Annotated in this window: 26 protein-coding genes and 1 tRNA gene; 14 read left to right on the top strand and 13 right to left on the bottom strand. The window is 49.5% G+C overall.

The features are described from left to right. The first annotated feature begins 359 nt into the window (after window positions 1-359). The 6 genes from frdA (at window position 360) to LVQ76_RS13715 (ending at window position 5,603) form a co-directional block, all read left to right on the top strand. Complete coding sequence (frdA, locus tag LVQ76_RS13740) at window positions 360-2,153, top strand: fumarate reductase (quinol) flavoprotein subunit (protein ID WP_232904680.1); 1,794 nt, start codon at window positions 360-362, stop codon at window positions 2,151-2,153. A gap of 4 nt (window positions 2,154-2,157) precedes the next feature. Next, window positions 2,158-2,883, top strand: a complete 726-nt coding sequence (locus LVQ76_RS13735) for a succinate dehydrogenase/fumarate reductase iron-sulfur subunit (protein WP_370639863.1) — start codon at window positions 2,158-2,160, stop codon at window positions 2,881-2,883. Window positions 2,884-2,893: 10 nt separating this feature from the next. After that, window positions 2,894-3,289, top strand: coding sequence for a fumarate reductase subunit FrdC (frdC, locus tag LVQ76_RS13730; RefSeq protein ID WP_034461133.1), 396 nt, complete (start codon window positions 2,894-2,896; stop codon window positions 3,287-3,289). A 10-nt stretch (window positions 3,290-3,299) separates the two neighbouring features. Continuing rightward, window positions 3,300-3,659: a fumarate reductase subunit FrdD gene (gene frdD / locus LVQ76_RS13725; RefSeq protein WP_034461132.1), complete on the top strand. Its 360-nt coding sequence runs from the start codon at window positions 3,300-3,302 to the stop codon at window positions 3,657-3,659. 158 nt (window positions 3,660-3,817) lie between these two features. Further along, entirely contained in the window at window positions 3,818-4,969 is a 1,152-nt protein-coding gene (gene ampC, locus LVQ76_RS13720) for a CMY2/MIR/ACT/EC family class C beta-lactamase (protein ID WP_232921870.1), read from the top strand. A gap of 100 nt (window positions 4,970-5,069) precedes the next feature. Beyond that, a complete protein-coding gene (locus LVQ76_RS13715) occupies window positions 5,070-5,603 on the top strand; it encodes a lipocalin family protein (RefSeq protein WP_232865458.1) in 534 nt (177 codons plus the stop codon). On the opposite strand, the gene sugE is transcribed toward LVQ76_RS13715, so the two are convergent. Continuing rightward, window positions 5,600-5,917 (bottom strand): quaternary ammonium compound efflux SMR transporter SugE, encoded by a 318-nt coding sequence (gene sugE / locus LVQ76_RS13710; protein ID WP_134186238.1) that lies wholly within the window; start codon window positions 5,915-5,917, stop codon window positions 5,600-5,602. The genes LVQ76_RS13715 and sugE overlap by 4 nt on opposite strands. A gap of 302 nt (window positions 5,918-6,219) precedes the next feature. On the opposite strand from sugE, the gene LVQ76_RS13705 reads away from it, so the two are divergent. Beyond that, entirely contained in the window at window positions 6,220-6,804 is a 585-nt protein-coding gene (locus tag LVQ76_RS13705; RefSeq protein WP_151994121.1) for a response regulator transcription factor, read from the top strand. A gap of 47 nt (window positions 6,805-6,851) precedes the next feature. On the opposite strand, the gene ecnB is transcribed toward LVQ76_RS13705, so the two are convergent. The 3 genes from ecnB to efp form a co-directional block, all read right to left on the bottom strand. Continuing rightward, on the bottom strand, window positions 6,852-6,998 hold the full coding sequence (gene ecnB, locus LVQ76_RS13700; RefSeq protein WP_034461127.1) for a lipoprotein toxin entericidin B: 147 nt from the start codon (window positions 6,996-6,998) through the stop codon (window positions 6,852-6,854). A gap of 102 nt (window positions 6,999-7,100) precedes the next feature. Beyond that, window positions 7,101-7,235, bottom strand: a complete 135-nt coding sequence (locus LVQ76_RS13695; protein ID WP_064515608.1) for an entericidin A/B family lipoprotein — start codon at window positions 7,233-7,235, stop codon at window positions 7,101-7,103. 59 nt (window positions 7,236-7,294) lie between these two features. Continuing rightward, the gene (efp, locus tag LVQ76_RS13690) at window positions 7,295-7,861 is read right to left on the bottom strand and encodes an elongation factor P (RefSeq protein ID WP_064515606.1); all 567 of its coding nucleotides are present in this window, start codon (window positions 7,859-7,861) and stop codon (window positions 7,295-7,297) included. 40 nt (window positions 7,862-7,901) lie between these two features. On the opposite strand from efp, the gene epmB reads away from it, so the two are divergent. Continuing rightward, on the top strand, window positions 7,902-8,930 hold the full coding sequence (gene epmB, locus LVQ76_RS13685) for an EF-P beta-lysylation protein EpmB (protein ID WP_232921869.1): 1,029 nt from the start codon (window positions 7,902-7,904) through the stop codon (window positions 8,928-8,930). Between the two features lie 65 nt (window positions 8,931-8,995). Here the strand turns inward: epmB and LVQ76_RS13680 are convergent, their stop codons facing one another. The 4 genes from LVQ76_RS13680 to LVQ76_RS13665 all read right to left on the bottom strand — a co-directional run bounded on the left by LVQ76_RS13680 (window position 8,996) and on the right by LVQ76_RS13665 (window position 12,115). Continuing rightward, window positions 8,996-9,349 (bottom strand): DUF4156 domain-containing protein, encoded by a 354-nt coding sequence (locus LVQ76_RS13680; RefSeq protein ID WP_151994124.1) that lies wholly within the window; start codon window positions 9,347-9,349, stop codon window positions 8,996-8,998. Between the two features lie 157 nt (window positions 9,350-9,506). After that, window positions 9,507-11,150, bottom strand: coding sequence for a chaperonin GroEL (groL, locus tag LVQ76_RS13675; RefSeq protein WP_151994125.1), 1,644 nt, complete (start codon window positions 11,148-11,150; stop codon window positions 9,507-9,509). 48 nt (window positions 11,151-11,198) lie between these two features. After that, on the bottom strand, window positions 11,199-11,492 hold the full coding sequence (locus LVQ76_RS13670) for a co-chaperone GroES (RefSeq protein WP_034461121.1): 294 nt from the start codon (window positions 11,490-11,492) through the stop codon (window positions 11,199-11,201). A gap of 137 nt (window positions 11,493-11,629) precedes the next feature. Next, window positions 11,630-12,115, bottom strand: coding sequence for an FxsA family protein (locus LVQ76_RS13665; protein WP_064515596.1), 486 nt, complete (start codon window positions 12,113-12,115; stop codon window positions 11,630-11,632). Between the two features lie 372 nt (window positions 12,116-12,487). Between LVQ76_RS13665 and aspA the strand changes: the two genes are divergently transcribed. The 6 genes from aspA to LVQ76_RS13635 all read left to right on the top strand — a co-directional run bounded on the left by aspA (window position 12,488) and on the right by LVQ76_RS13635 (window position 18,301). Continuing rightward, window positions 12,488-13,924, top strand: a complete 1,437-nt coding sequence (gene aspA, locus LVQ76_RS13660; protein WP_232865455.1) for an aspartate ammonia-lyase — start codon at window positions 12,488-12,490, stop codon at window positions 13,922-13,924. Window positions 13,925-14,036: 112 nt separating this feature from the next. After that, window positions 14,037-15,338 (top strand): anaerobic C4-dicarboxylate transporter, encoded by a 1,302-nt coding sequence (locus LVQ76_RS13655; RefSeq protein WP_232865454.1) that lies wholly within the window; start codon window positions 14,037-14,039, stop codon window positions 15,336-15,338. A 98-nt stretch (window positions 15,339-15,436) separates the two neighbouring features. Continuing rightward, window positions 15,437-15,760 carry a divalent cation tolerance protein CutA gene (cutA, locus tag LVQ76_RS13650; protein WP_034461116.1) on the top strand — a complete coding sequence of 108 codons (324 nt, stop codon included), beginning with the start codon at window positions 15,437-15,439 and terminating at the stop codon, window positions 15,758-15,760. Beyond that, a complete protein-coding gene (locus LVQ76_RS13645) occupies window positions 15,736-17,448 on the top strand; it encodes a protein-disulfide reductase DsbD (protein WP_232921868.1) in 1,713 nt (570 codons plus the stop codon). The genes cutA and LVQ76_RS13645 overlap by 25 nt, the downstream gene beginning before the upstream one ends. Window positions 17,449-17,535: 87 nt before the next feature. Beyond that, window positions 17,536-18,111 (top strand): transcriptional regulator, encoded by a 576-nt coding sequence (locus LVQ76_RS13640; protein ID WP_151994130.1) that lies wholly within the window; start codon window positions 17,536-17,538, stop codon window positions 18,109-18,111. A gap of 114 nt (window positions 18,112-18,225) precedes the next feature. Further along, a tRNA-Phe gene (locus tag LVQ76_RS13635) sits at window positions 18,226-18,301 on the top strand. Between the two features lie 283 nt (window positions 18,302-18,584). Here LVQ76_RS13635 and LVQ76_RS13630 read toward each other — a convergent pair. The 5 genes from LVQ76_RS13630 to LVQ76_RS13610 all read right to left on the bottom strand — a co-directional run bounded on the left by LVQ76_RS13630 (window position 18,585) and on the right by LVQ76_RS13610 (window position 25,418). Then, a complete protein-coding gene (locus tag LVQ76_RS13630) occupies window positions 18,585-21,326 on the bottom strand; it encodes an autotransporter domain-containing protein (RefSeq protein ID WP_232921867.1) in 2,742 nt (913 codons plus the stop codon). A gap of 308 nt (window positions 21,327-21,634) precedes the next feature. Then, a complete protein-coding gene (locus tag LVQ76_RS13625; protein ID WP_232921866.1) occupies window positions 21,635-22,093 on the bottom strand; it encodes a GNAT family N-acetyltransferase in 459 nt (152 codons plus the stop codon). A gap of 96 nt (window positions 22,094-22,189) precedes the next feature. Further along, window positions 22,190-23,311, bottom strand: coding sequence for a DUF4056 domain-containing protein (locus LVQ76_RS13620; RefSeq protein ID WP_232865450.1), 1,122 nt, complete (start codon window positions 23,309-23,311; stop codon window positions 22,190-22,192). Next, window positions 23,311-24,444, bottom strand: a complete 1,134-nt coding sequence (locus LVQ76_RS13615) for a BamA/TamA family outer membrane protein (RefSeq protein ID WP_232921865.1) — start codon at window positions 24,442-24,444, stop codon at window positions 23,311-23,313. Before LVQ76_RS13615 ends, LVQ76_RS13620 begins: the two co-directional genes overlap by 1 nt. After that, a complete protein-coding gene (locus LVQ76_RS13610) occupies window positions 24,444-25,418 on the bottom strand; it encodes a putative outer membrane beta-barrel protein (RefSeq protein ID WP_232904690.1) in 975 nt (324 codons plus the stop codon). Before LVQ76_RS13610 ends, LVQ76_RS13615 begins: the two co-directional genes overlap by 1 nt. Between the last annotated feature and the right edge of the window lie 2 nt (window positions 25,419-25,420).

Raw genomic sequence — 25,420 nt, 5'->3', positions numbered from 1 at the left:
CCGAGAAACTTCGAGATGCAGGTAGGCGGTAAACGAGCAAATCCCGATGAGCTTACTGAAGTAAGTGATTCGGGTGAGTGAGTGTAGCCAACACCCCTGCATTTTGAAGGGCGACGGGTATACGCGGCAAGGGCGCTGATAATGTGAATTTCGTGACGTAACTCATCACTACTACTAATTAATTGCTGAACTGAACAGCAAAAAAATCGAACACGTCAAATTTCCTTAAAAAGCCTGCGGCTATAATCCGCTACCTACAAAGGAGCAGGGAAAACCCTTTCGCTATAGCTGCCGCCGTATCGGTGAACTACCTTTGGTTAAATTAGCTATGCGAAATAACTAAAATCTGGAGGAATGTCGTGCAAACCTTTCAAGCCGATCTTGCCATAATAGGCGCTGGCGGAGCGGGCTTACGAGCAGCCATCGCGGCGGCACAAGCCAATCCACAAGCCAAAATCGCTCTGATCTCCAAAGTCTACCCAATGCGTAGCCACACCGTGGCCGCCGAAGGGGGTTCTGCTGCCGTTACGCAGGATCACGACAGTTACGAATACCATTTCAACGACACCGTTTCCGGTGGCGACTGGTTGTGCGAGCAGGACGTAGTCGACTACTTCGTGCATAACTGCCCAACCGAAATGACACAGCTTGAGCAATGGGGTTGCCCATGGAGCCGCCGTCCGGACGGTTCAGTGAACGTTCGCCGTTTTGGTGGCATGAAGATTGAGCGTACCTGGTTTGCCGCGGATAAAACCGGCTTCCATATGCTCCACACCCTGTTCCAGACCTCATTACAGTTCCCGCAAATCCAGCGTTTTGACGAGCACTTCGTGCTCGATATCCTGGTTGATGATGGTGCTGCTCGTGGCCTGGTCGCCATGAATATGATGGAAGGCACGCTGGTACAAATCCGCGCAAACGCCGTTGTTATGGCAACCGGTGGTGCTGGTCGTGTTTATCGCTATAACACTAACGGCGGCATCGTGACCGGCGATGGTATGGGCATGGCATTGAGCCACGGCGTACCGTTGCGTGATATGGAATTTGTGCAATATCACCCAACCGGCCTGCCAGGTTCCGGCATTCTGATGACGGAAGGCTGCCGTGGTGAAGGCGGTATTCTGGTTAACAAAGACGGCTATCGCTATCTGCAAGATTACGGCATGGGGCCTGAAACCCCTCTGGGCGAGCCGCGCAACAAATATATGGAACTCGGTCCGCGCGACAAAGTTTCTCAGGCCTTCTGGCACGAATGGCGCGCAGGCCGTACCGTTCCTACGCCACGTGGCGATGTGGTTTATCTCGACCTGCGTCACCTGGGCGAGAAAAAACTTCTCGAACGTCTGCCGTTTATCTGCGAACTGGCAAAAGCGTATGTTGGCGTCGACCCGGTTAAAGAGCCGATTCCTGTTCGCCCTACCGCGCACTACACCATGGGTGGTATCGAAACCGACAGTCAGTGCGAATCACGCATTAAAGGCCTATTCGCAGTCGGCGAATGTTCGTCTGTTGGTCTGCATGGTGCGAACCGTTTAGGTTCGAACTCTCTGGCAGAATTGGTGGTGTTTGGTCGCCTGGCAGGTGAAGGTGCGATGCGTCGTGCTAACGAAGCACAGCCCGCCAATGATGCTGCATTGAATGCACAAGCGGCTGATGTCGAAACTCGCCTGAAGAAACTGGTGAATCAGGAAGGTACTGAGAACTGGTCGAAGATCCGCGATGAAATGGGTCTGTCCATGGAAGAAGGTTGCGGTATTTATCGCACACCAGAACTGATGCAGAAAACGAAAGACAAGCTGGCTGAGCTGCAGGAGCGCTTCAAACGCGTTCGCATTACTGACACATCCAGCGTGTTCAATACTGATTTGCTCTACACCATCGAGCTGGGCCACGGCCTGAACGTTGCCGAATGTATGGCGCACTCAGCGATGGCTCGTAAAGAGTCTCGCGGCGCGCACCAGCGTCTGGACGAAGGTTGCACCGAGCGTGATGACGTGAACTTCCTGAAGCACACTCTCGCTTTCCGTGACGCGAATGGAACTACGCGTCTGGAATACAGCGATGTGAAAATCACCACCCTGCCACCGGCAAAACGCGTCTACGGTGCGGAATCAGAAGCGGCCGATAAGAAGAAGGAGGCGTCTAATGGCTGATGCGATGAAGACCCTGAAGATTGAAGTGGTGCGCTACAACCCGGAAACGGATAACGAGCCACACAGTGCAATCTATGAAGTGCCTTATGATGAGCAAACCTCGCTGCTGGATGCGCTGGGTTATATCAAAGACAACCTGGCACCTGATCTCAGCTATCGCTGGTCATGCCGTATGGCTATCTGCGGCTCTTGCGGCATGATGGTCAACCGCGTGCCTAAACTGGCTTGTAAAACCTTCCTGCGCGAATACACCAAAGGCATGAAGGTTGAAGCGCTGGCAAACTTCCCTATTGAGCGCGATTTGGTGGTCGATATGACTCACTTTATCGAAAGCCTGGAAGCGATTAAGCCGTACATTATCGGCAACTCGCGTACTCCAGACCAGGGGCCAAATACCCAGACTCCAGCCCAAATGGCGAAATACCATCAGTTCTCGGGCTGCATCAACTGTGGCCTGTGTTATTCCGCATGCCCGCAGTTTGGTTTAAACCCAGAGTTTATTGGCCCGGCTGCAATCACGCTTGCTCACCGTTACAACCTGGATAACCGCGACCATGGCAAGAAAGAGCGTATGGCGCAGTTAAACGGCCAGAATGGCGTCTGGAGCTGTACTTTCGTGGGCTACTGCTCCGAAGTGTGCCCGAAACACGTCGATCCCGCAGCTGCCATCCAGCAGGGTAAAGTCGAAAGTTCGAAAGACTTTTTGATTGCTACCCTGAAACCACGCTAAGGAGTGCAAAATGACTACGAAACGTAAGCCATATGTGCGGACGATGACCCCAACCTGGTGGAAAAAACTGGGTTTCTATCGTTTTTATATGATTCGTGAAGGAACCGCTGTGCCTACCGTCTGGTTCAGCATCTTGTTGCTGTGCGGCCTTTTCTCTTTGAAAAGTGGCCCGGAAAGCTGGGCAGGGTTTGTCAGTTTCCTCCAGAACCCTATCGTGGTTATCCTCAATCTGATCACGTTAGCGGCTGCGTTGTTGCATACGAAAACCTGGTTTGAACTGGCACCAAAGGCCGCCAATATCATCATCAAAGATGACAAAATGGGGCCGGAGCCAGTGATTAAAGGGTTGTGGGCGGTGACAGTTGTCGCCACGGTCGTCATTCTGTTTATTGCACTGTTCTGGTAAGGGGGACGTCATGATTAATCCGAATCCAAAACGCTCCGACGAGCCAGTATTCTGGGGTCTGTTTGGCGCAGGCGGCATGTGGGGTGCAATCATTGCTCCTGTCATCGTGCTGTTGGTTGGCATCATGCTGCCGCTGGGGCTTTTCCCGGGCGATGCATTAGGCTATGACCGTGTGCTGGCATTCTCACAAAGCCTGATTGGTCGCCTGTTCATCTTCCTGATGATTGTGCTGCCGCTGTGGTGTGGTTTGCACCGTATCCACCACGCCATGCACGACCTGAAAATTCATGTGCCATCTGGCAAGTGGGTGTTCTACGGTCTTGCAGCCATTCTGACTGTTGTGACTTTTATTGGTGTCATCACTCTCTAAAGTTAGACATTCCAGTGACAAGGCCTGCCATGTGCAGGCCTTTTTCTTTGTATCTTCCCGCCTGACACATAAACATATTCGCTAAGAAACCCATGAGGACTGATGATAAATTGAGTCGTTCAGGGCATGCTGTCGTGTCACTTTATGGAAGCTATTCAATGATGAAAAAAACACTTTGCTGTGTGCTAATGCTCACGGCCTCCTGCTCAACGCTTGCCGCCACGAAAGCGTTGACCGAACAACAGATTGCTCAGACAGTCAATCAGACCATTGAGCCCCTGCTCAAAGAGCAGAATATACCCGGTATGGCCGTCGCCGTTATTTATCAGGGAAAACCCTATTACTTCACGTACGGTCAGGCTGATATCGCCAAAAATTTACCGGTCACCAAAGAGACATTGTTTGAACTCGGCTCTGTCAGTAAGACCTTTACCGGTGTTCTGGGTGGCGATAGCGTAGCCCGTGGGGAAATAAAACTAAGCGACCCGGCAACGAAGTACTGGCCTGCACTCACCGGTAAGCAATGGAAAGACATTAACCTACTGCAACTTGCCACCTATACCGCAGGGGGCTTACCGCTACAGGTTCCTGATGAAGTCACAAACCAGGCTTCCTTACTCCACTTTTACCAGAACTGGCAGCCACAATGGGCTCCGGGATCCACTCGTCTCTATGCTAATGCCAGCATCGGCCTCTTCGGCGCGTTGGCGGTGAAGCCATCAGGAATGAGCTTTGAAGAGGCAATGTCCAGACGCGTATTCCAGCCGTTAAACCTTGTGCATACATGGATAAAAGTGCCCGCATCTGAGGAGCACAACTACGCATGGGGCTACCGTAACGATAAGGCAGTGCACGTTTCACCAGGCATGCTGGATGCAGAAGCCTATGGCGTGAAAACAACGATTGAAGATATGGCCAGTTGGGTACAGGCAAACATCAAGCCTGAACAGGTAGGTTCTTCAACATTACGTAAGGGAATTGAGCTCGCACAAACACGCTACTGGCGCATCGGCAGCATGTATCAGGGCTTAGGTTGGGAGATGCACAACTGGCCGGTTGATGCCGAAACCGTGGTAAATGGCAGCGATAATAAAGTAGCGCTTTCCCCTCAAACGGCGACAGCCATCGAACCGCCTGCGCCTGTTGTTAAGGCATCCTGGGTTCACAAAACAGGCTCAACCGGGGGCTTTGGGACTTATGTAGCGTTTATTCCCGAGCAACAACTTGGCATCGTGATGATGGCAAATAAAAGCTACCCAAATCCTGAGCGGGTTAAAGCCGGGTACAAAATCCTCGCAGCATTACAGTAATGCATACCGGCCTGCTCAGCAGGCCTTTTTATTTCTGCCCGCATACCGCTTTTTTGCTGCTGCCTTCTACACTTAGCTAAAACAGCAGAAGGAATTAGCTATGCGCATCTGGCCGATTATCACCACTCTTGCAGTTGCGTTTCTCGTTGTTGCCTGTAGCTCTCCAACCCCTCCACCAGGAACCACGGTGGTCAATAATTTTGAAGCAAAACGCTATCTCGGCAAGTGGTATGAAATTGCCCGTCTTGACCACAAATTTGAAAGCGGGCTAGAGCAAGTGACTGCTACATATAGCACCATGGATGACGGTGGAATTCGTGTGATAAACAGAGGATTTAATCCCGACAGGCAGATGTGGCAGCAAAGTGTCGGCAAAGCTTACTTCACTGGAAACCCAAGTCGCGCAGCACTAAAAGTCTCATTCTTTGGGCCGTTTTACGGTGGGTATAATGTGATAGCCATTGATAAAGATTACCGGCACGCACTGGTGTGCGGGCCGGATAAAGACTATCTGTGGATATTGTCACGCACCCCGACAATCAGCAGTGAAGTGAAGCAACAGATGCTTAATATCGCGACACAACAGGGCTTCCCGGTCGAGAAGTTACTGTGGATTAAACAACCCACCAATTAATGAGTGCTAATTTTCAGGCCAATAATCCCGACGACAATCAAAGCCAGGCTCGCAATGCGGGCCAGGTTTGCTGATTCGCCTAACAGCAAGATACCTGTGGTGGCAGCACCTACGGCACCAATTCCTGTCCAGACGGCGTAAGCCGTACCGGTCGGCAACGTTTTCATTGACCAGGACAGCAGCGCGATGCTGACAACCATGGCAACTACGGTGATAACGCTTGGCCACAGGCGGGTGAAACCATGGGTATATTTCAGGCCCACAGCCCACACAACTTCTAATAAACCGGCGATAACAAGAATAAACCAGGCCATATACAGCTCCATTATTGGGGCCGTCCCCGGAAATCAAGAAGCGCGAATGGGTCGTCCCATAAGGCTGGTGAGGGCACTATTTTAACGATCGGCCGCAGACAAAAAAGTCCAACAGGACTTTCTTATCATAAAAACCAGTAAAGTTTTGTTTCCACATCTGGCGGGAGTTTTGACATTAAGCCGAGAAATGAACGCAATTTAACCCGTAAATCCACAATTCATTTCAGGTGCTTTTTTCATAATATAATGTTTTATTTGGCATTCAGAAAAGGCTGTAATAGTGAGTCACGCGAACGGTAATTATGCATAAGATATTGTTAATTGACCGCTGCCATTATACCCGGCAGGGATTCAAATATTGGCTTAGTCAAAACCCTGCTTTTTCTATTTCTGAAACTGATAATTTACTTGTAGCTCGCGAGAAAATAATACAATGGCGACCTAATCTTGTTATTGCCGATTTCACCAGTTTCGCCAGCTCTCTACATAATATCCAACAGCTCTCATCTATTTATTCTGCCTGTGGTACATCAATTCGATTAATGTTACTTAACAGTATCCGTCACGAAAAGATCGAAGAGTACTGTCTGGCTCAGGGCTCACGCTCGCTACATAGTAAATCCGTTCCACTAGCGGAGCTTTACGACACTATTCAGAAGCAACTTAGTGCCCGCCCACCTTTTCATCCGGTACGGCAGTATGCATCTCCTCTTCTTACATTGCGTGAGGAGCGTATATTAAAGTTGTGGACCGATGAGGCCAATAATGATTTTATCGCCAGAATAATGGGGATTAGTACCAAGACGGTTTATACCTATAAGCGGAATATCCGTATGAAGTTAGGGATTAATAATCGCTATTCATTGTTTATAGAGCAACAACATTAACGAAAGGAATTACGGTACGGCAATGATACCGTACCGTCGGTGATACTTTAATTCTGCGCTTTTGTTGCAGCACCTGAAATGGCCTGGCCGCCATCCTGAATATCTTCACCCACGCCTTTGGTGGTATTACACGCGGTAAGTAACGACGAAAGCACTATGAGAGAAAAGAACGCTGCAATAGTTTTCTTAATCATGACCGTTTCCTTTTTTGACCATATTGTTTGTGTATAGCAGTTAAAGCATAGACAAAAATTGGCAAGCTGAAGGAAAAAGCGGATTTTTAGGAGTGTTGGTAATTACTTGTTTGCTGCACGTTCGATGGAGCCGCCAAGGTGCTTGAGATCTTCACCAAAGCCGCGGGTGGTATTACAACCGGCGAGAAACGAGGTTAACAACGTGATGAAAAGTAAATGCTTAATCAAACGGTTCATCTTCCCTGCCTTTTGTAAGTGGCGACGAAGTGCTAAACCCCGTCGCCAATCTTCACGTATTACTTAACGCGAGAAACGTATTCGCCAGAGCGGGTGTCAACTTTGATCACTTCGCCAGTCTGAACGAACAAAGGTACTTTAACCACAGCACCAGTAGACAGTTTTGCAGGCTTACCACCGGTACCAGCAGTATCACCTTTCAGACCTGGATCGGTTTCAACGATTTCCAGCTCTACAAAGTTTGGTGGTTGTACGGCGATTGGACGGCCGTTCCACAGGGTGACGATACATTCGGCCTGATCCAGCATCCACTTAGCATTTTCGCCAATGGCTTTTTCATCAGCTGCCAGCTGCTCGAAAGTTTCGTTGTTCATGAAGTGGTAGAACTCACCGTCGTTGTACAGGTAAGTCAGGTTCATATCGATAACGTCTGCGCCTTCAGCGGAGTCGGTAGATTTGAAAGTTTTTTCTACGCGGGTGCCAGTCAACAGGCGGCGCATTTTAACGCGAGCAAAGGCTTGGCCTTTACCTGGTTTCACGAACTCACTGGATTCAACCGCGTAAGGTTCGCCTTCAAACATGATTTTAAGACCGGCACGAAAATCGTTGCTAGAATAAGTCGCCATAAGGCCCTCTGAAATTGTTAATTGGTAGCTTAGCCAAAAAATGGCACACATTGTAACCCTAAATCCCCCTCGCAGAGAAGATTGGTTAACGCAACTTGGCGATGTTATAACCGATCCTGACGAACTGCTGCATATTTTAGAGCTGAACGCTGACAAAGAGTTGTTAGCGGGGCGTGATGCACGCCGACTTTTTGCCTTGCGCGTGCCGCGAGCTTTTGTCGCGCGCATGGAAAAAGGCAATCCGAACGACCCACTATTACACCAGGTGTTAACTTCGAAAGAAGAGTTTATTGCCGCTCCCGGCTTTAGCACTGATCCGCTCGAAGAGCAGCACAGCGTGGTTCCGGGGCTGCTGCATAAATACAGTAACCGGGCGCTGTTGTTGGTTAAAGGTGGCTGTGCGGTCAACTGCCGCTACTGTTTCCGCCGCCATTTCCCCTACTCCGACAACCAGGGGAACAAGCGTAACTGGCAGGCCGCCATTTCATATATCAGCGATCACCCTGAACTCGATGAGATCATTTTTTCTGGCGGCGATCCGCTTATGGCAAAAGATCATGAACTGGATTGGTTGATCAGCGAACTGGAAGCAATCCCGCATATTAAACGGCTACGTATCCACAGCCGTTTGCCGATTGTCATCCCGGCACGTATTACCGATACGCTTGTAGCACGTCTTGCGCGCTCAAGGTTGCAGGTGATTCTGGTAAACCATATCAACCATGCCAATGAGATTGATGAAGAGTTCAGAGCGGCTATGGTGGGCTTACGCCAGGCAGGCGTCACATTGCTTAACCAAAGTGTCCTGCTGCGCGATGTGAACGATAACGCACAGACTCTCGCAAACCTGAGTAATGCACTGTTCGATGCTGGCGTAATGCCCTATTACCTGCATGTGCTCGATAAAGTGCAAGGTGCGGCGCATTTCATGGTGAGTGATGATGAAGCCAGAATGATTATGCGTGAGTTACTGACGTTGATTTCCGGCTATATGGTGCCGAAGCTTGCGCGTGAGATTGGCGGAGAGCCGAGTAAAACACCATTGGATTTGCAGTTACGACAAAGTTAATTCAGAAATGAATTTTGTAGGTCGGGTAAGCACAACACCACACGACCTACAAAATTAAACTTAGATCAGTTCGGGCACTTATAAACCTGACCAGTCATTTTGCTGGCAGTCGGAGCAAAGCTCGACAACAAGTTTTGCGTCGGGCTGCTCACGCCATACAGCACGTTACCACCCATCGCCGCTGCGTTATTACGCAGAGCATTAGCCGCGCCGCGCATAGAACCACCTTCATCACCATGTTGGCCTGACAACCAGTTACTTTGCTCGCCGGTTGCGGTGCCAATCAGCTGGCATTCAGTGCCTGGCTTCTCTTCAACGAAACGAACGCTCTGGCCATTAGTGCTTAAATCATTGCTGGTGCTACATCCTGCCAGCAGCAGCGCTGCCACAGCTATTCCTGCTGAAACTTTAATGCGCATGTTCTTCCCCGTTATCAATGCCGTCTTGAATAGTAGCGGGCAGTCATCGCCCGGTGAGATCTTATACCAGAGTGCGACCAAAAAGAAAAAACCCTCAGACATTTCTGCCTGAGGGTTTTCTTAACACGGTGTTACTTCACACCAGGTGTTGGGGCAATTACATCATGCCGCCCATGCCACCCATACCACCCATACCTGCGCCGCCCATGTCTGGACCGTCAGATTTTGGCATATCGGTGATCATGCACTCGGTGGTGATCATCAGGCCAGCCACAGAAGCTGCGTACTGCAGAGCAGAACGAGTTACTTTGGTTGGATCCAGGATACCCATGTCGATCATGTTGCCGTATTCTTCAGTTGCTGCGTTGTAACCGTAGTTACCGTCGCCCGCTTTCACGTTGTTAGCAACAACAGATGGCTCTTCGCCGCAGTTCAGAACGATCTGACGCAGTGGGGATTCCATTGCGCGCAGCGCAACTTTGATACCCACGTTCTGGTCTTCGTTCTGGCCACGCAGTTCAGACAGTTTAGAAGCTACGCGAATCAGCGCAACACCACCACCGGCAACCACACCTTCTTCAACCGCAGCACGGGTAGCGTGCAGGGCATCTTCAACGCGTGCTTTCTTCTCTTTCATTTCAACTTCGGTAGCAGCACCGACTTTGATTACTGCAACGCCGCCAGCCAGTTTAGCTACGCGCTCTTGCAGTTTTTCACGGTCGTAATCAGAAGTTGCTTCTTCGATTTGCTTACGAATCTGAGTCACACGACCCTGGATTGCGTCTTCTTCACCATTACCATCGATGATAGTAGTGGTGTCTTTGTTGATAACGATACGTTTAGCAGTACCCAGATCTTCCAGAGTCGCTTTTTCCAGCTCCATACCGATCTCTTCAGAGATTACGGTACCGCCAGTCAGAGTTGCGATATCTTGCAGCATTGCTTTACGACGGTCGCCAAAGCCAGGTGCTTTAACAGCAGCAACTTTAACGATGCCACGCATGGTGTTAACCACCAGGGTCGCCAACGCTTCGCCTTCAACATCTTCAGCAATGATCAGCAGTGGTTTGCCTGCTTTCGCAACGGCTTCCAGTACTGGCAGCATTTCACGGATGTTGGAGATTTTTTTGTCAGCCAGCAGGATGAACGGGCTTTCCAGTTCGATAGAACCAGTTTCAGGCTTGTTGATGAAGTACGGAGACAGGTAGCCACGGTCAAACTGCATACCTTCTACAACGTCCAGCTCGTCTTGCAGGCCAGTGCCTTCTTCAACGGTGATAACGCCTTCTTTGCCTACTTTCTCCATTGCTTCAGCAATCAGAGTACCCACGGTTTCGTCGGAGTTAGCAGAGATAGTACCAACCTGAGCGATTGCTTTAGAGTCAGAGCAAGGAACAGACAGTGCTTTCAGCTCTTCAACAGCGGCGATAACAGCTTTATCGATACCGCGTTTCAGGTCCATTGGGTTCATGCCCGCAGCAACAGCTTTCAGGCCTTCAGTGATGATGGACTGAGCCAGCACGGTTGCAGTGGTAGTACCGTCGCCCGCAGCGTCGTTCGCTTTAGAAGCAACTTCTTTAACCATCTGCGCACCCATGTTTTCGAACTTGTCTTCCAGTTCGATTTCACGCGCTACAGAAACACCATCTTTAGTGATAGTCGGTGCACCGAAAGATTTATCCAGAACAACGTTACGGCCTTTAGGACCGAGGGTAACTTTCACTGCATCTGCCAGTACGTTAACGCCACGCAGCATTTTCACACGAGCGTCATTACCGAATTTTACGTCTTTAGCTGCCATTCTTAACTTTCCTTAAATTCGTTTATGTTCGTTCAGTTATTGCGCGTATTACGCTTCAACAATTGCCAGGATGTCGCTTTCTGCCATGATCAACACTTCTTCATTGTCGATCTTCTCAGATTTCACGCCGTAGCCATCGTTGAAAATTACGATATCGCCGACTTTAACGTCCAGCGGTTGTACGTTACCGTTTTCCAGGATGCGGCCTTTACCGACAGCGATGATTTCGCCACGAGTTGATTTGCCTGCTGCGCTGCCAGTCAGAACGATGCCGCCCGCAGATTTAGATTCAACTTCTTTACGCTTGACGATAACGCGGTCATGTAATGGACGAATGCTCATGTGATAGCTCTCCTTTGAGAAAGTCATTATCAATTGTTTAGGTAACGCCGGCCCAAAATGGGTTATCGGCTGGTGACCTGAGAGATGGGGATGAGCCTTCCCCCCTTCAAGGGGGAAAACAAAAAAATTTTCGATTTTTAACGATTATGACGATCGTCGTTATCGCGATCATCTAGCTGTTTGGGAGCATCATCTTTACGTTGATACTCGCCGTCGAACGTTGAACCACCGCCGGTGCCCGCGCTAAAACCACCACCTGGTGTACGTGAGAAACGTAGATGTGGCATCAGTTTCAGCGTCAGATGCTTCTGTACTGGTGGCAGTAACAGCAGCAAGCCCAGGAAGTCGGTGAAGAAGCCAGGCAACAACAACAGCAAGCCTGCGATGATGAGCGAAACGCTTTTAATCATCTCAACCGCCGGGCTTTCACCCGCTGCCATTTTCTGCTGCATCAGCATGAAGTTTTTAAAACCCTGGTTGCGAACCAGCGACATACCAATTACTGAAGTGAATATCACCAGCACAAGCGTCAGGAAGACACCCATGACGTGGGCGACCTGAATAAACAATGAAATCTCTATGTATACATAGAGAAAGACGGCAATTAACGGTATCCAGCGCACCGTACACTCCTGTAGTTGGAAAAGCCCGTAGTAAAACCTGAGCAATTGTAGCAAGCGCCATCAAGCACTTGCGAAAATAGGTTAGCAATTATGCACAGTCAAAGAGATGGCGACGCCATAGTCAAAAATCAATCTAAGCGCCCTATTATTTTTTTGGAAGTTTTCAACAATTGATCAACATCACATATTAATAATTGTTATGTGAGCAGACCTTTTAATAAGTGATCCAGATTACTGCTTTTCGCTATCATCAGCATATCATCACGGCACGCAGACCGAATATGGACATAATCGTCGGTCTATTCATCGCACAACCGTAGATCCTGTGTGTGCAATGATCAATCAATGGCAGCTTTAATTAAGAAGGTTCACATGTTAAATAACATTCGTATCGAAGAAGATTTGTTGGGTACCAGGGAAGTGCCAGCGGATGCCTATTATGGTGTTCATACTCTGAGAGCGATTGAAAACTTCTACATAAGCAACAGCAAAATCAGTGATATACCTGAATTTGTGCGCGGCATGGTCATGGTTAAGAAAGCAGCGGCAATGGCGAACAAGGAGTTGCAAACCATTCCGAAAAGCATCGCAAACACCATTATCCAGGCCTGTGATGAAGTGCTGAATAACGGCAAGTGCATGGACCAATTCCCGGTGGACGTTTACCAGGGCGGTGCCGGTACTTCCGTCAACATGAATACCAACGAAGTGCTCGCCAACATTGGGCTTGAGCTGATGGGCCACCAGAAAGGTGAGTACCAGTTCCTGAACCCGAATGACCACGTAAACAAATGCCAATCCACCAATGATGCCTACCCGACAGGTTTCCGAATCGCGGTGTACGCTTCTATTGTGAAACTGATTGATGCTATCAACCAGTTAGGCGATGGCTTCCAACGCAAAGCGGTTGAGTTCGAGAATGTCCTGAAAATGGGTCGTACTCAGCTACAAGACGCCGTACCAATGACGCTGGGCCAGGAATTCCACGCATTCAACGTGTTGTTGAATGAAGAAACCCGCAACTTGCTGCGTACCGCAGAACTGCTGCTGGAAGTGAACCTCGGTGCGACCGCCATCGGTACTCGCCTGAACACCCCTGATGGTTATCAACAACTGGCGGTCCAGAAACTGGCTGAAGTCAGCAACCTGCCATGCGTACCAGCTGAAGACCTGATTGAAGCGACTTCCGACTGCGGCGCATACGTCATGGTTCACAGCTCGCTCAAACGCCTGGCGGTGAAAATGTCGAAGATCTGTAACGACCTTCGCCTGCTCTCATCCGGCCCGCGTTCCGGCCTGAACGAAATCAACCTGCCAGAGCTGCAAGCCGGTTCTTCTATTATGCCTGCCAAAGTGAACCCGGTAATTCCAGAAGTGGTGAACCAGGTTTGCTTCAAAGTGATTGGCAACGACATCACCGTAACTATGGCTTCCGAAGCCGGTCAGCTGCAGCTGAACGTAATGGAACCTGTCATTGGCCAGGCGATGTTCGAGTCCATTCATATCCTGACCAATGCTTGCTACAACCTGCTGGAAAAATGCATCAACGGCATCACTGCTAATAAAGAAGTGTGTGAAAGCTACGTTTACAACTCAATTGGTATCGTGACTTATCTGAACCCATTCATTGGCCACCACAATGGTGACATCGTTGGGAAGATCTGTGCCGAAACCGGTAAGAGCGTGCGTGAAGTCGTTCTGGAGCGCGGCCTGTTAACCGAAGCCGAGTTGGATGATATTTTCTCTATCAACAACCTGATGCACCCGGTTTATAAAGCGAAGCGTTATACCGATGAAAGCGAACAGTAACCTTTCCGGTCCTTAACAAAAGGCACGTCCATTGGACGTGCCTTTTTCATTTGTATCACCAACAAAAACACAACAAATAATTATCAATTAATCAAACACAAGGACGGAAATCATGTTTGGAGCAGAACTCGTTATCGTGCTTTTAGCGATATATCTTGGGGCCAGACTCGGCGGCATAGGGATTGGCTTTGCTGGCGGTTTTGGTGTGCTGGTTTTAACGCTTGTTTTTCAGGTAAAACCGGGCTCTATCCCATTTGATGTAATCGAAATCATCATGGCAGTTATTGCCGCGATTGCCGCCATGCAGGTAGCAGGCGGAATGGACTATCTGGTCAGCCTTGCAGAAAAACTGCTGCGTCGCCATCCGAAATACATCACCTTCCTCGCTCCGCTCGTGACATGGTTTATGACTATTCTTGCGGGAACGGGTCATACTGCATTTTCCACGCTTCCGGTAATTACGGAAGTTGCCAAAGAACAAGGCATTCGCCCATCGCGCCCATTGTCTATCGCCGTTGTGGCCTCACAAATTGCGATTACTGCCTCGCCAATTTCTGCGGCTGTAGTGTTCTTCTCCGGCATTCTTGAGCCAATGGGCATCAGCTACCTGACTCTACTGAGCATCTGTATTCCGGTTACGCTGGTAGCCGTTATGCTGACAGCGATTGTGTGTAACTTCCTGGGCAGTGAACTGAAAGATGACCCGGTTTATCAGGAACGTCTGGCTAAAGGCGAAGTAAAACTGCGTGGGGCCAGCGTGTTTGAATTAAAACCTCATGCAAAACGCTCGGTGCTACTGTTCCTTATCGGTATCGTTGCCGTCATGCTGTACGCCACCGCCATCAGCGACACCGTTGGCCTGATTCAAAACCCTATCCTGCCGCGTAACGAAGCGATTGTGGTGTTTATGCTGACCATCGCTACGCTTATCTCCTTCACCTGTAAAATCGATACTGGCGAAATCCTCAATGCCAGCACATTCAAATCGGGCATGAGTGCTTGTATCTGCGTACTGGGTGTAGCCTGGTTGGGTGATACCTTCGTTAAAAACCATATCCAGGATATTCAGGCCGTTGCGGGTGACTTACTGCAAAGCTATCCGTGGTTGCTGGCTGTAGTGCTGTTCTTCGCAGCCACTTTGCTTTACTCCCAGGCAGCAACCACCAAAGCTCTGATGCCAGCGGCATTAATGCTTGGTGTTAGCCCACTGACCGCCATCGCCTCTTTCGCCGCTGTTTCAGCGCTGTTCGTGCTGCCAACTTACCCAACCTTACTGGCTGCGGTAGAGATGGATGACACTGGCTCAACGCGTATTGGTAAATACGTGTTTAACCACGCGTTCTTAATTCCTGGTGTTATCGCTATTACGCTGTGCGTGATCCTCGGCTTCATTGTCGGCGGCATGGTTCTGTAAATCTTTTAAAACACGGGTCGCACTGCGGCCCGTTTAACGCCCCCACTCACTCCCACATGCTATAGTCAACCGCGAATCCACCAGATACGAGGTTAGCTATGCCGACTACCCAGGCTGTTGTCATCCTTTGTACTGCCCCAGATGAAGCCACCGCTCAGGAACTTGCCGCCCTTGTGCTGGCTGAGAAACTGGCGGCCTGCGTCACCTTATTGCCCGGTGCGACATCGCTCTATTACTGGGAAGGGAAAATGGAACAGGAGTATGAGGTTCAAATGCTGCTCAAAAGCGACATCGAGCATCAGGAAGCGCTGCTGGCTTGCCTGAAATCGCATCACCCATATCAAACCCCTGAATTACTGGTTCTGCCAGTTACCCACGGAGATAGTGAATACCTCTCATGGCTCTACGCATCTTTGCGCTAATTTTTGCGCTATTCAGCTCACACGCTTTTGCAGGTCTTTTCGACAACCAAAGCAAATCTCAGTTTGTGCCGGTCGACCAGGCTTTTGCATTCGATTTTCAGCAATCTGACCACCAGCTCAACCTGAACTGGCAGATAAAACCCGGCTACTACCTTTATCGCCAGCAGATAAAACTCAACCCTGCACAAGCCGAACTCGCGCCGCTGGAGTTGCCAAAAGGCACCTGGCATGAAGACGAGTTTTACGGCAAGACTGAGATCTATACCCAGCAGCTTAATCTACCGATAACGATTGAGAAGGCGAGCAAAGGGGCAACTGTTAGCGTGACGTATCAGGGCTGCGCCGAAGCGGGCTTCTGTTACCCGCCTGAGACGCGCGTGGTGCCACTTAGTGAAGTTCTGCCAGCAGCAAATTCATCAGCGCCCGTGGCTGTTGCGCCAAAGCCACCAGCAGACGCTACAGATACTAAAACCACGCAACTGCCCTTCTCCGCACTTTGGGCATTTCTAATCGGTATCGGTATCGCCTTCACGCCTTGCGTGCTGCCGATGTACCCATTGATTTCCGGCATTGTGCTCGGCGGTAAACAGCGTTTATCCACTGCTCGTGCCCTGCTGCTGACCTTTGTCTATGTGCAAGGAATGGCGCTGACCTATACCGCGCTGGGCCTTGTGGTTGCGGCGGCGGGCCTGCAATTCCAGGCAGCCCTCCAGCACCCTTACGTGCTTATCGGCCTGTCAGCGCTGTTTGTATTGCTCGCGGCTTCTATGTTTGGGCTATTCACCCTGCAACTGCCATCATCGTTGCAAACGCGCCTTACATTGATGAGTAATCGCCAGCAAGGCGGTTCCGCGGGTGGTGTGTTTGCGATGGGTGCATTAGCCGGGCTGATTTGCTCGCCTTGTACTACCGCACCGCTGAGCGCCATTCTGCTGTACATCGCCCAGAGCGGGAACATGTGGCTCGGAGGCGGCACGTTGTATCTCTACGCGTTAGGCATGGGCCTACCGTTGATGCTCATCACCGTATTCGGCAACCGTCTGCTTCCCAAAAGTGGCCCGTGGATGGAAACCGTCAAAATCGCATTTGGTTTTGTGATCCTCGCACTGCCGGTTTTCCTGTTGGAACGCATACTGGGAGATAGTTGGGGTATTCGGTTATGGGGTTTGCTCGGCGTGGCGTTCTTCGGCTGGGCATTTATTACCAGCCTGCAAGCAACTAAATCATGGATGCGCGTGGTGCAGATAATCCTGCTCGGCGCGGCACTGGTTTGTGCTCGCCCTCTGCAAGACTGGGCATTCGGTAATACAGTAACCGTCAGCCAGGCACATCTCAATTTCACCAAAATTGCTAACGTTGAGCAGCTCGATGCCGCACTTGCCAGTGCAAAAGGCAAACCCGTAATGCTCGATTTGTACGCCGACTGGTGTGTGGCTTGCAAAGAGTTTGAGAAATACACCTTTAGCGATGCGCAGGTACAGCAACAGTTGGGAAATACCGTTTTACTCCAGGCTGATGTTACCGCCAACAACGCGCAAGATGTGGCGCTGTTAAAGCATCTCCAGGTTTTAGGGCTACCAACGATTTTATTCTTTGATACACAAGGGCACGAGTTGCCAGAAGCACGTGTGACCGGTTTTATGAATGCTGACACCTTCCGTACGCATTTGCAGAAACTGACGCCGTAAACAACACTCATTGTGGGAAGTACACTAAATAATTCAGCTTGCATCGAGGCAGCTTGAAGTATGACGGGTACAACGGAGGAGATAACCGTGCAACGCGAAACAGTACTAGAGCACGCCTTACACGTACTTGAACGTGAAGGAATTGCCAGCACCACCCTGGATATGGTCGCCGCTGAGGCAGACTATCCGGTTACAGAGATCAGCAATTTCTGGCCAAACAGTGAGGCATTACTCTATGACGCCCTGCGTTATTTGAGTCAGCAAATTGATGTCTGGCGCCGTCAGCTCGCGCTTAATGAAGAGATGTCACTCGAGCAAAAACTGTTAAAACGCTACGAAGCGTTGACCGAATGCGTCAACAACCATCGCTATCCAGGATGCCTGTTTATCGCTGCCTGCACTTTTTACCCGGATGCATCGCACCCGATTCACCAACTGGCCGATCAGCAGAAAAAAGCCGCCTGGGAATTCACTCATGAAATGCTAATGCAGCTGGAAGTGGATGACCCAACGATGGTGGCGCATCAAATGGAACTAGTGCTGGAAGGCTGCCTGAGCCGTTTGTTGGTGAAACGCAGCCAGGCTGATATCGAAACTGCCCGTCGACTGGCCGAAGATATTCTGCGATTTGCCCAGTGTCGACAAGGTGGCGCATTGACCTGATGAATTGTTTTCTCGCCATTTTGCATGAAAAGAAAGCACTTAAACGCATTTAGCCCCTTTTTTATGACAAAGCCGTTGACGCCTGGCGGCCTTTACGGTTTAATGCGCCCCGTTGCCCGGATAGCTCAGTCGGTAGAGCAGGGGATTGAAAATCCCCGTGTCCTTGGTTCGATTCCGAGTCCGGGCACCACATTTAGAAGAACCCGCCTATGGCGGGTTTTTTGCTTTTCGAGATTCGGACTCTTCATCGAACTGCGTTCGATTACTCGTCACCTCCGTGTGACTCGCCCTGCGGGCCAGCGCAAGCGCTGTTCAAAAACGTTCCCGACGTTTTTGTCCGAGTCCGGGCACCACTATTTAAAGAAACCAGCCTATGGCGGTTTTTTTGCTATTGGGGATTCGGACTCTTCATCGAACTGCGTTCAATAATTCTATTGCTCGTCGCTTCCCTGCGACTCGCCCTGATATAACAATTACCAGAAGTACTTCACACCCGCGCTGGCAGAAAAGGCCTGGTCATTCGCCGTGCTACTCTGCGTCCCGGCAAAAAGCTGCACGCTATCCAAAAGAACGTAATCAATATCTAAGCCGTAATCGAAACTGTTTCGGTCAAACTCTGGCGAGTTAAGCGAAATCTCCTGCCCGCTCATATTGGTCGTCAGTCTCATATCGCTGATATCGCGCGCCACAATCTTGCTGGCCTGTGCCCATGCTGACAAATGCAGTTCATTGCTCACCATATAATTAAAGCGAGAGCCCAGCGCCACGCTGCTCTGGCGCCCTTTCATGCAGCTAACACTCACACCCTGTGGGTTTCCTTCATCGATACTATCGGTATGAGAACGATCGTATTCAAAGCCGAGATAAGGCGTGATATCGGCTTCATGCGGTAAATGAAATGCGTAGCCTGATTCAAAGTAGAGGCTCGCGCTGCTCATATCCGTATTCGACTTCTGGCTACTTTGCGTGCCATTGCCGATAACCGGACGCTTAATGTCAGCATCGCCACGCTGGTAACTTGCCAGACCGTTCAGATAGAACGCTCTATCGTTGAACTGCCCATACGCGCCAATACCATTCTGGCTCCCATCAAGACTCCCACCGTTTCTGTCCAGCCTGGCAGTGATATTATTTTTATTAACGAAACCACCCAGCAGCAAGGCATTACTCACACGACCATCCATCCCCACAGAGGTGTTATTAGTGGTGCTGCTCACCTGGTTCCATCCATCAGGCTGATACTTGTTTTTCATATAATCATAAGAAGTCCACACGCCAGGGGTAACTTTACCCATGCCATACATGGCACTTAAACGATTCACGACAGTTTGCGTAAGGCGGTTTTGCTCCGCCAGCAATACGGAAGGCAGCTCGGAATAAATAACACCAGAATGGCTATCCACAATGCGCTGAACACCATCTCCTGAACGAGTAGATTGTAAGCCCGCGGAATAATCCAATAATTGCTGCTCGTCTACCGTCAGTACTTCACCGTTGTGCTGCTTTAATGCAATGTCATTAGCAGCAGCAAAAATGCTGTCTACCGCTTTGGCCCCCGCCATTGACAGAGAATCGCCATTACTGACGGTATTTTGTGCAGAGACTTGTTCCACATCGAGATTGACGTGGTCAGGCGTGTAATCAACATGATCAATCTTCAGGAACTTGCTGCCCTTGACCTGGCTAAATTGCCCCTGAATATTTTGCGCATGCAGAATGTCGTACGTTCCGTTAACCACGTAATTCTGATTAACCACGTTGACCGTGCCATCCAGCGCCGCGTTACCGCTAATATCAAGCTGATTATCAATGTAGGCATTAAGTATGCCGCTATGGCTCTGTGAATAATTGCCTTTCACTTTCAGTGAGCCATTAGATAAATCTATCGTCCCATTGTTATAAGTCGAACTCACTGAACCAGAACCGGTTAACGTACCGCCGGGAGAAATATTCACCGAGCCACGATGAATACTGCCACTAACCCACAGTGTGCCCTGATTTACAGTCGTATTTCCGCTATAGCTGTCATCGCCCGCCAGTTCCAGAATGCCGTTACCGTTTTTAACCAGACCAGCATCTCCTGATATATCGTTACTGAAGATGTAATGCGAATCGGGTACTTGCGCATTAAAATCGCCAAAGAGAGAAGAAAACAGCATTGGGCCATCTTCTGCACGCGGCGCATTTAACTCACCCCAACCATAGGTCGCATTATAAGGTGCCCCCTGTGGTGAACCATCTGGCAGATAGTTTGCGGTCGTTAATATTGTTTGCTTTACCTGCTTTGCGGTCATCCAGGGATATTTGTGCCATACATTTGCCGCCGCAGCCGTAACTTGAGGTGCAGCACCTGAAGTACCGTAGAAATTGACATAACCGTTGTTATTCTCGCTGAGCAGTGGCCCAATAACATAATCGCCAGCAAGACACCAGGCTGCCGCCCTTCCACATGCATTACTGCCTTTAATTACGCCGTTTTCATCATATCCGCTATAGAGTTGCTTATTACCATCAATCCCTACCACCGTGATTAACCCATTTTCTATTGAGCCATCAATCAACGGAGTGAGGTTTTCTGAGGATGGATTATTAAGGAAATCATTGCCGGCAGAGAAAACGATTAAGCCATTACTATTTACCAGATATTTTAATACCGCGGTAATAGGTGAATTCGCATCATAAGAATTATAACTCCCCCATGAAGCATTAAATAAATTGACTCCGTAATGCTCATGCAGATCCATAATGGCAGCAAGTTGATCATCAATCATTGAATGGCCAAGAGGGTCATCGGTCGTTTTCGCTTCATAAAGCTGAACGTTCTGGCTACCCACATAGGTCCCACCACTCCCCGTACTGGCAAGGATTTGAGAAACATAGCTCCCATGTCCCGAAGTATCCATATCAGCCAGTGCCAGAGATGCTGTAATATCCTCAGGAGTAAATGCGCCTGAGCCAAGGTTCTTCCCCTGCCCGACATAATGCAAAATAATAGCAACCTTACCGGTTATATTACTGAGATTTTTATTAATGCCTGAATCTAATACCCCAACTTTGACTTTATTATTTGTTCCTGGAGTTTGCACATCGGGTTTTATAGCTGGAGTATTTATTGTTTGCGGAGAGCCCGAGCCGCTACCACCGCCGCCTCCACCACATGCCGTTAACAAAAGAGGTATAAATAGCGCGATTTTTCTTAACTTTAATATATTCATTGTCCCAGCGATGTCTATTTTTGGATATTTATTATGAACTTTATGAGGGTAATAAACATTACTGAATAGTTGTGTGAAAATCAAACATATTATTAAATGACAACTGACTCAATAATTAATATAAATGGATAAATTGAATGCTCATATTTTTAGGGGAAATAAAGCAAAATAAGATGAAGAAGGGATTATGCAAATACATTAAAGGGAACATCGCAAAATTCGATGTTCCACAAAGATGCATGGTTTTAAAATAGTGGCCCAGCCCAAAAGAAACAATCTTACTTTTGGGTAGCTTTACGTTAAACCCGCTACAAAACCAACGTCATAAAGCGGCTATTCGGGTCAAGTTGATAATCAGCAAACGGCTCACAATCGACAAAGCCATGCTTGAGATAAAGCTGATGACAAGCAGCAAAGCCCGGCTGAGTTCCGGTTTCTAAACTCAGACGCTGGAATCCACGCTCACGCGACACTTGCAAAATGTGCAGCAAAAACTGGTTTGCCACACCACGGCGTAAAAAGTCCGTCGCGGTACGCATTGATTTCAACTCACCATGCCCATCATCGAGCATTTTCAATGCACCAATTCCGGCTAATTGCTCCCCTTCCCACGCAGACCAAAATGTCACTGCCGGGTCGCGGAGTTTTTGCACATCCAGCGCGTGGCTGCTTTCGGGTGGTGACTGTTCCAGCATGCCGGAAATATGATAGGCCACTAATGTCTGCACCGCCGGATGCGAAAGATCGTCAATTTTGATTGTGAACATGCGAGGTTTCCAAATGTTGGGTAGAGAGCAAGTAACATATTTGCAACATCAAAACGAACAATCGCCTGTTCGTCCAATAACGATTACTTATAGTTCTCACTTCTTCATCTGCTGTAACTGAATCTGATCGGCATATTTGGCTTGTTCTGCCAGCGCTGGAAACTGTGCCGGAAGATAAAAACTCTCCGGTACTCTAAGCCCACGCATGTCGCTGCCGGTGTGGATTTGCAATTCTCCAAGCTGACTTATCGTCACCCCGGCAACTGCCGCAGGCATCACCAAGCGGTAAGGCTTCGCCTTTTCAAATGGGACTGGAGTCGGGTAACGGTTCTCGCTGAGATCATAGTTACGGTTGAGCACCAAAAATTTATCCGGCACCCGGCGCTTGCTGTTCCACCAGTCGCCGTCCACTTCGCGGAATTTTCTTTCTGATTCTGTTTTGCTGACCGCGCCAAGTTGTACCAATGCCTTGTGCAACGCCTTGTCTATCGCATGATCGTAAGACTCAATTGACCTGGCGTGTCCGTGCAAAATCACGTTTATCGCAAGCCGCGCGCCCAATAAATTGGAATAGAGATCTTCGGGTGAAAAAGCAGAGATCTCCTCGGAAAATCCCGGAACCGACTGGAATCCATACCACTGGGCAATCTCATGCCATTGCGCTAACTGAAACGCGAGATGCCCCGCAAGCCAGGCGGCAATCGTATAGCGTTCAACCATGGACGCGGGTGGATTGAACGCATGAAGCTGAATGCGTCGGACCCCCAATTCTTCGCTATAGAACAGCCGCCAGTCCTGGCCAAGCCGCGAGTAGATCTGCGTGAAAAGATAGAAGGTGTTATCAGCAGTATCACGTACATGGGCGATATCAATAAAACCCCCACGGCGAGTGTAAATGAGGCCACTTTTCTCCTCACTCAAACCAACAATATTTTTGACCGCTCCCAACGCGCTATCGTTATAACGATGATGACCAAGGGTAGTAAGCGTCAGAATATTACCAATCTGGTAGACCGGAATGGGTACACCAACGGCTCGCACTTGCAGGTCATATCCAAAGGCACAGCAAGGCCGTAAAGACTCAGGAGCCGTGAGCTCTTGTGTTATCGGCCATACTCGCCTCGCCTTCTCAATGGGCAAGATATCTGCTGATTTCGGTGATGCGCCAAAACTCAGGGATGCCACACCGAGCAGCAGAGAAAAAATCCAGCGCTGCATTAAAATGCCTCCGCAACTTGAAAGTAAAACCCGGCACTCTCTTTGCCAAACCCCAGGTCGAGGCGAATATTCATATCAGGCTTAACTTCGAAGCGGTAACCCGCGCCGACCGTAGGTAACAGCGGGTTGTCTGAAAGATTATGTGGGCTATCACCCAGTGCGCCCGTGCCAACCCACAACACATAACCGTGTCGCCAGTTAAGTTTTTTACGGTATTCCAGTTGTGTGCTGACCACGTCTTTATCGCGATAACGCCCCTGGTAATAGCCACGCATCCGATTATCGTCCCCGGCCTGCGACAAGCGATCCCATGGCACATCACCACGCGCAAAACGCCCCCAAAGATCGAACGCCAACACATCCTGATTGTTTAGCGGAAGGTAATAATTATATTGCAGCTGCAAAACGGTGAAGTGGTTATCCGAGCCAAGGGCAGGATCAAAAAGACTGTATTCGGCACTAAAGAACTGCCCATGTTGCGGCCGGGTTATCACATCCCGAGAATCGTAGTTGATAGTCGCCGTGATCCCTGAACTTAGCGAATTTCCATTTACGTTGTAGCGGGAGAAGTTATCACCGGGATGTTGATCATCAATATTTTCAGCGTCATACGTTGAAAAATCCCAACCCAAACCGGCATACAGATCATCAACCACCTGGCGCATGATCTGCGGTTGAAGGCTAATCGATTGTTGCGTGTATTTCTGCTCATCACCCTGCGCCGCATCGTACCCGATACCCCAAAAACCGGTCGGGATCTTCGCAAGCGATCCATCAATAAACAGCCGCCATTCATCCCCCGCAAAGAAGGTGTAATTCTTCATGCCAAGCCCTAACGCACCGCTAGTACTCACAAAACCGGTAAACGACACCGACGAGTTTTGCGTGACATGATCGTTGGGATCAACGCGATACACTCCCGCGATGGCAGTCCCCAGACCAAGTTTCAACTCAGGGGTATAAAACGGCCCCGGCAACACGCTCCAGTCAATGCCTTTACTGGGGTCATACTGATTATCAGCCCCCAGCTTTCCCAGAAAACCGTCAATCTCCTCGCGCGTCATGGCAACCGCGTCCGTCGGTATATTCATCAGGCTTAATAAGCCCAAAAATAGCGCGCCACGTTTCTTCATTAGAATCGATATTCGCCTGCGATGAAGAAGCTATTACGCTCGTTAAAACCAATCTCCGTCAGCACGTTAAAGTTTTGCGTAAGTTCATATTGCGCACCAATCAACGTGTTCCATGGCGAAGTGAGATGCTGTTTAACGTCAAAGCGTCCATCGTCATCTTTATTTACTGAATTGATAAGCGGCTGAAGTTCGGCAGGCATATGCAAGTCAGATAGATTGCCTTTGAACTCCTGCTGGACGTCCTGATACATCGCCCCGACCCACACGCTTAAATGCGATGGCCCGGAAATTTGCGGCATATCGAAACGATACCCAACACGTGGCGATACGGTCAGGGCTGAGATTTTGCCATCCAGAATATCGAAATTGGTACGCGTGTAGTTGGTGTCCACCAGCGTAAACCAGTTTTTATACCCACCCGCAAGCGTAATGCCGGTGCCATAAGTAACGCCTTCAAAATCGAGCGTGAAATCGATGTTCTGTAAATCACCGCTCTGATTGAGGCTGTGCACCGACGAGGCAATAATCCGGTCAATGCCGGTATAACGCGACGGATCGGCATCCACCGATACGTTCGAAACCGACGAGCCTTTGGTGTAACCCATCAGCCCATAAATATTTAAAAACGGGAACACCCACATATCGAGGCGCAGGTTTTCAGTTTTACTGCGCTCGCGCGTATGGCCGACATCAATGGCAAACATATCGCTGGGAATGGGGTGCGCGCCAAGCTTCAACCCTGAGAAAGTAATGCTATCAACGTCGACATTCTGGCGAATATTCATATAGCTGAGATTCACACCAAACGGCAGCGGAATAGAATATCCGCGCGCACGCGCTTCATCTCCCCAGATGGGAAACGTGCTGCTGTCTGTCGCAGTGTCCGTCGTCGCACCAAACGCCGCACCGGATAAAAACAGTAGCGGCAGCGCAATTACTCGGCACTGCTGCACACTCTTTTGGATTTTCTTCATGG

The organism is Buttiauxella cochleicola, from assembly GCF_021283185.1.
Taxonomy (GTDB): Bacteria; Pseudomonadota; Gammaproteobacteria; order Enterobacterales; family Enterobacteriaceae; genus Buttiauxella; species Buttiauxella massiliensis.
Note: the sequence above shows the minus strand (reverse complement) of the source record. Positions and strands in the feature narration are given on the sequence as shown.

Excerpts from the sequence above, each read along its gene's own strand:
- LVQ76_RS13735 (WP_370639863.1), top strand. The coding sequence starts at position 2,158 with ATGAAGACCCTGAAGATTGAAGTGGTGCGCTACAACCCGGAAACGGAT.
- frdC (WP_034461133.1), top strand. The coding sequence starts at position 2,894 with ATGACTACGAAACGTAAGCCATATGTGCGGACGATGACCCCAACCTGG.
- frdD (WP_034461132.1), top strand. The coding sequence starts at position 3,300 with ATGATTAATCCGAATCCAAAACGCTCCGACGAGCCAGTATTCTGGGGT.
- ampC (WP_232921870.1), top strand. The coding sequence starts at position 3,818 with ATGATGAAAAAAACACTTTGCTGTGTGCTAATGCTCACGGCCTCCTGC.
- LVQ76_RS13715 (WP_232865458.1), top strand. The coding sequence starts at position 5,070 with ATGCGCATCTGGCCGATTATCACCACTCTTGCAGTTGCGTTTCTCGTT.
- sugE (WP_134186238.1), bottom strand. The coding sequence starts at position 5,917 with ATGGCCTGGTTTATTCTTGTTATCGCCGGTTTATTAGAAGTTGTGTGG.
- LVQ76_RS13705 (WP_151994121.1), top strand. The coding sequence starts at position 6,220 with ATGCATAAGATATTGTTAATTGACCGCTGCCATTATACCCGGCAGGGA.
- ecnB (WP_034461127.1), bottom strand. The coding sequence starts at position 6,998 with ATGATTAAGAAAACTATTGCAGCGTTCTTTTCTCTCATAGTGCTTTCG.
- LVQ76_RS13695 (WP_064515608.1), bottom strand. The coding sequence starts at position 7,235 with ATGAACCGTTTGATTAAGCATTTACTTTTCATCACGTTGTTAACCTCG.
- efp (WP_064515606.1), bottom strand. The coding sequence starts at position 7,861 with ATGGCGACTTATTCTAGCAACGATTTTCGTGCCGGTCTTAAAATCATG.
- epmB (WP_232921869.1), top strand. The coding sequence starts at position 7,902 with ATGGCACACATTGTAACCCTAAATCCCCCTCGCAGAGAAGATTGGTTA.
- LVQ76_RS13680 (WP_151994124.1), bottom strand. The coding sequence starts at position 9,349 with ATGCGCATTAAAGTTTCAGCAGGAATAGCTGTGGCAGCGCTGCTGCTG.
- groL (WP_151994125.1), bottom strand. The coding sequence starts at position 11,150 with ATGGCAGCTAAAGACGTAAAATTCGGTAATGACGCTCGTGTGAAAATG.
- LVQ76_RS13670 (WP_034461121.1), bottom strand. The coding sequence starts at position 11,492 with ATGAGCATTCGTCCATTACATGACCGCGTTATCGTCAAGCGTAAAGAA.
- aspA (WP_232865455.1), top strand. The coding sequence starts at position 12,488 with ATGTTAAATAACATTCGTATCGAAGAAGATTTGTTGGGTACCAGGGAA.
- LVQ76_RS13655 (WP_232865454.1), top strand. The coding sequence starts at position 14,037 with ATGTTTGGAGCAGAACTCGTTATCGTGCTTTTAGCGATATATCTTGGG.
- cutA (WP_034461116.1), top strand. The coding sequence starts at position 15,437 with ATGCCGACTACCCAGGCTGTTGTCATCCTTTGTACTGCCCCAGATGAA.
- LVQ76_RS13645 (WP_232921868.1), top strand. The coding sequence starts at position 15,736 with ATGGCTCTACGCATCTTTGCGCTAATTTTTGCGCTATTCAGCTCACAC.
- LVQ76_RS13630 (WP_232921867.1), bottom strand. The coding sequence starts at position 21,326 with ATGAATATATTAAAGTTAAGAAAAATCGCGCTATTTATACCTCTTTTG.
- LVQ76_RS13625 (WP_232921866.1), bottom strand. The coding sequence starts at position 22,093 with ATGTTCACAATCAAAATTGACGATCTTTCGCATCCGGCGGTGCAGACA.
- LVQ76_RS13620 (WP_232865450.1), bottom strand. The coding sequence starts at position 23,311 with ATGCAGCGCTGGATTTTTTCTCTGCTGCTCGGTGTGGCATCCCTGAGT.
- LVQ76_RS13615 (WP_232921865.1), bottom strand. The coding sequence starts at position 24,444 with ATGAAGAAACGTGGCGCGCTATTTTTGGGCTTATTAAGCCTGATGAAT.
- LVQ76_RS13610 (WP_232904690.1), bottom strand. The coding sequence starts at position 25,418 with ATGAAGAAAATCCAAAAGAGTGTGCAGCAGTGCCGAGTAATTGCGCTG.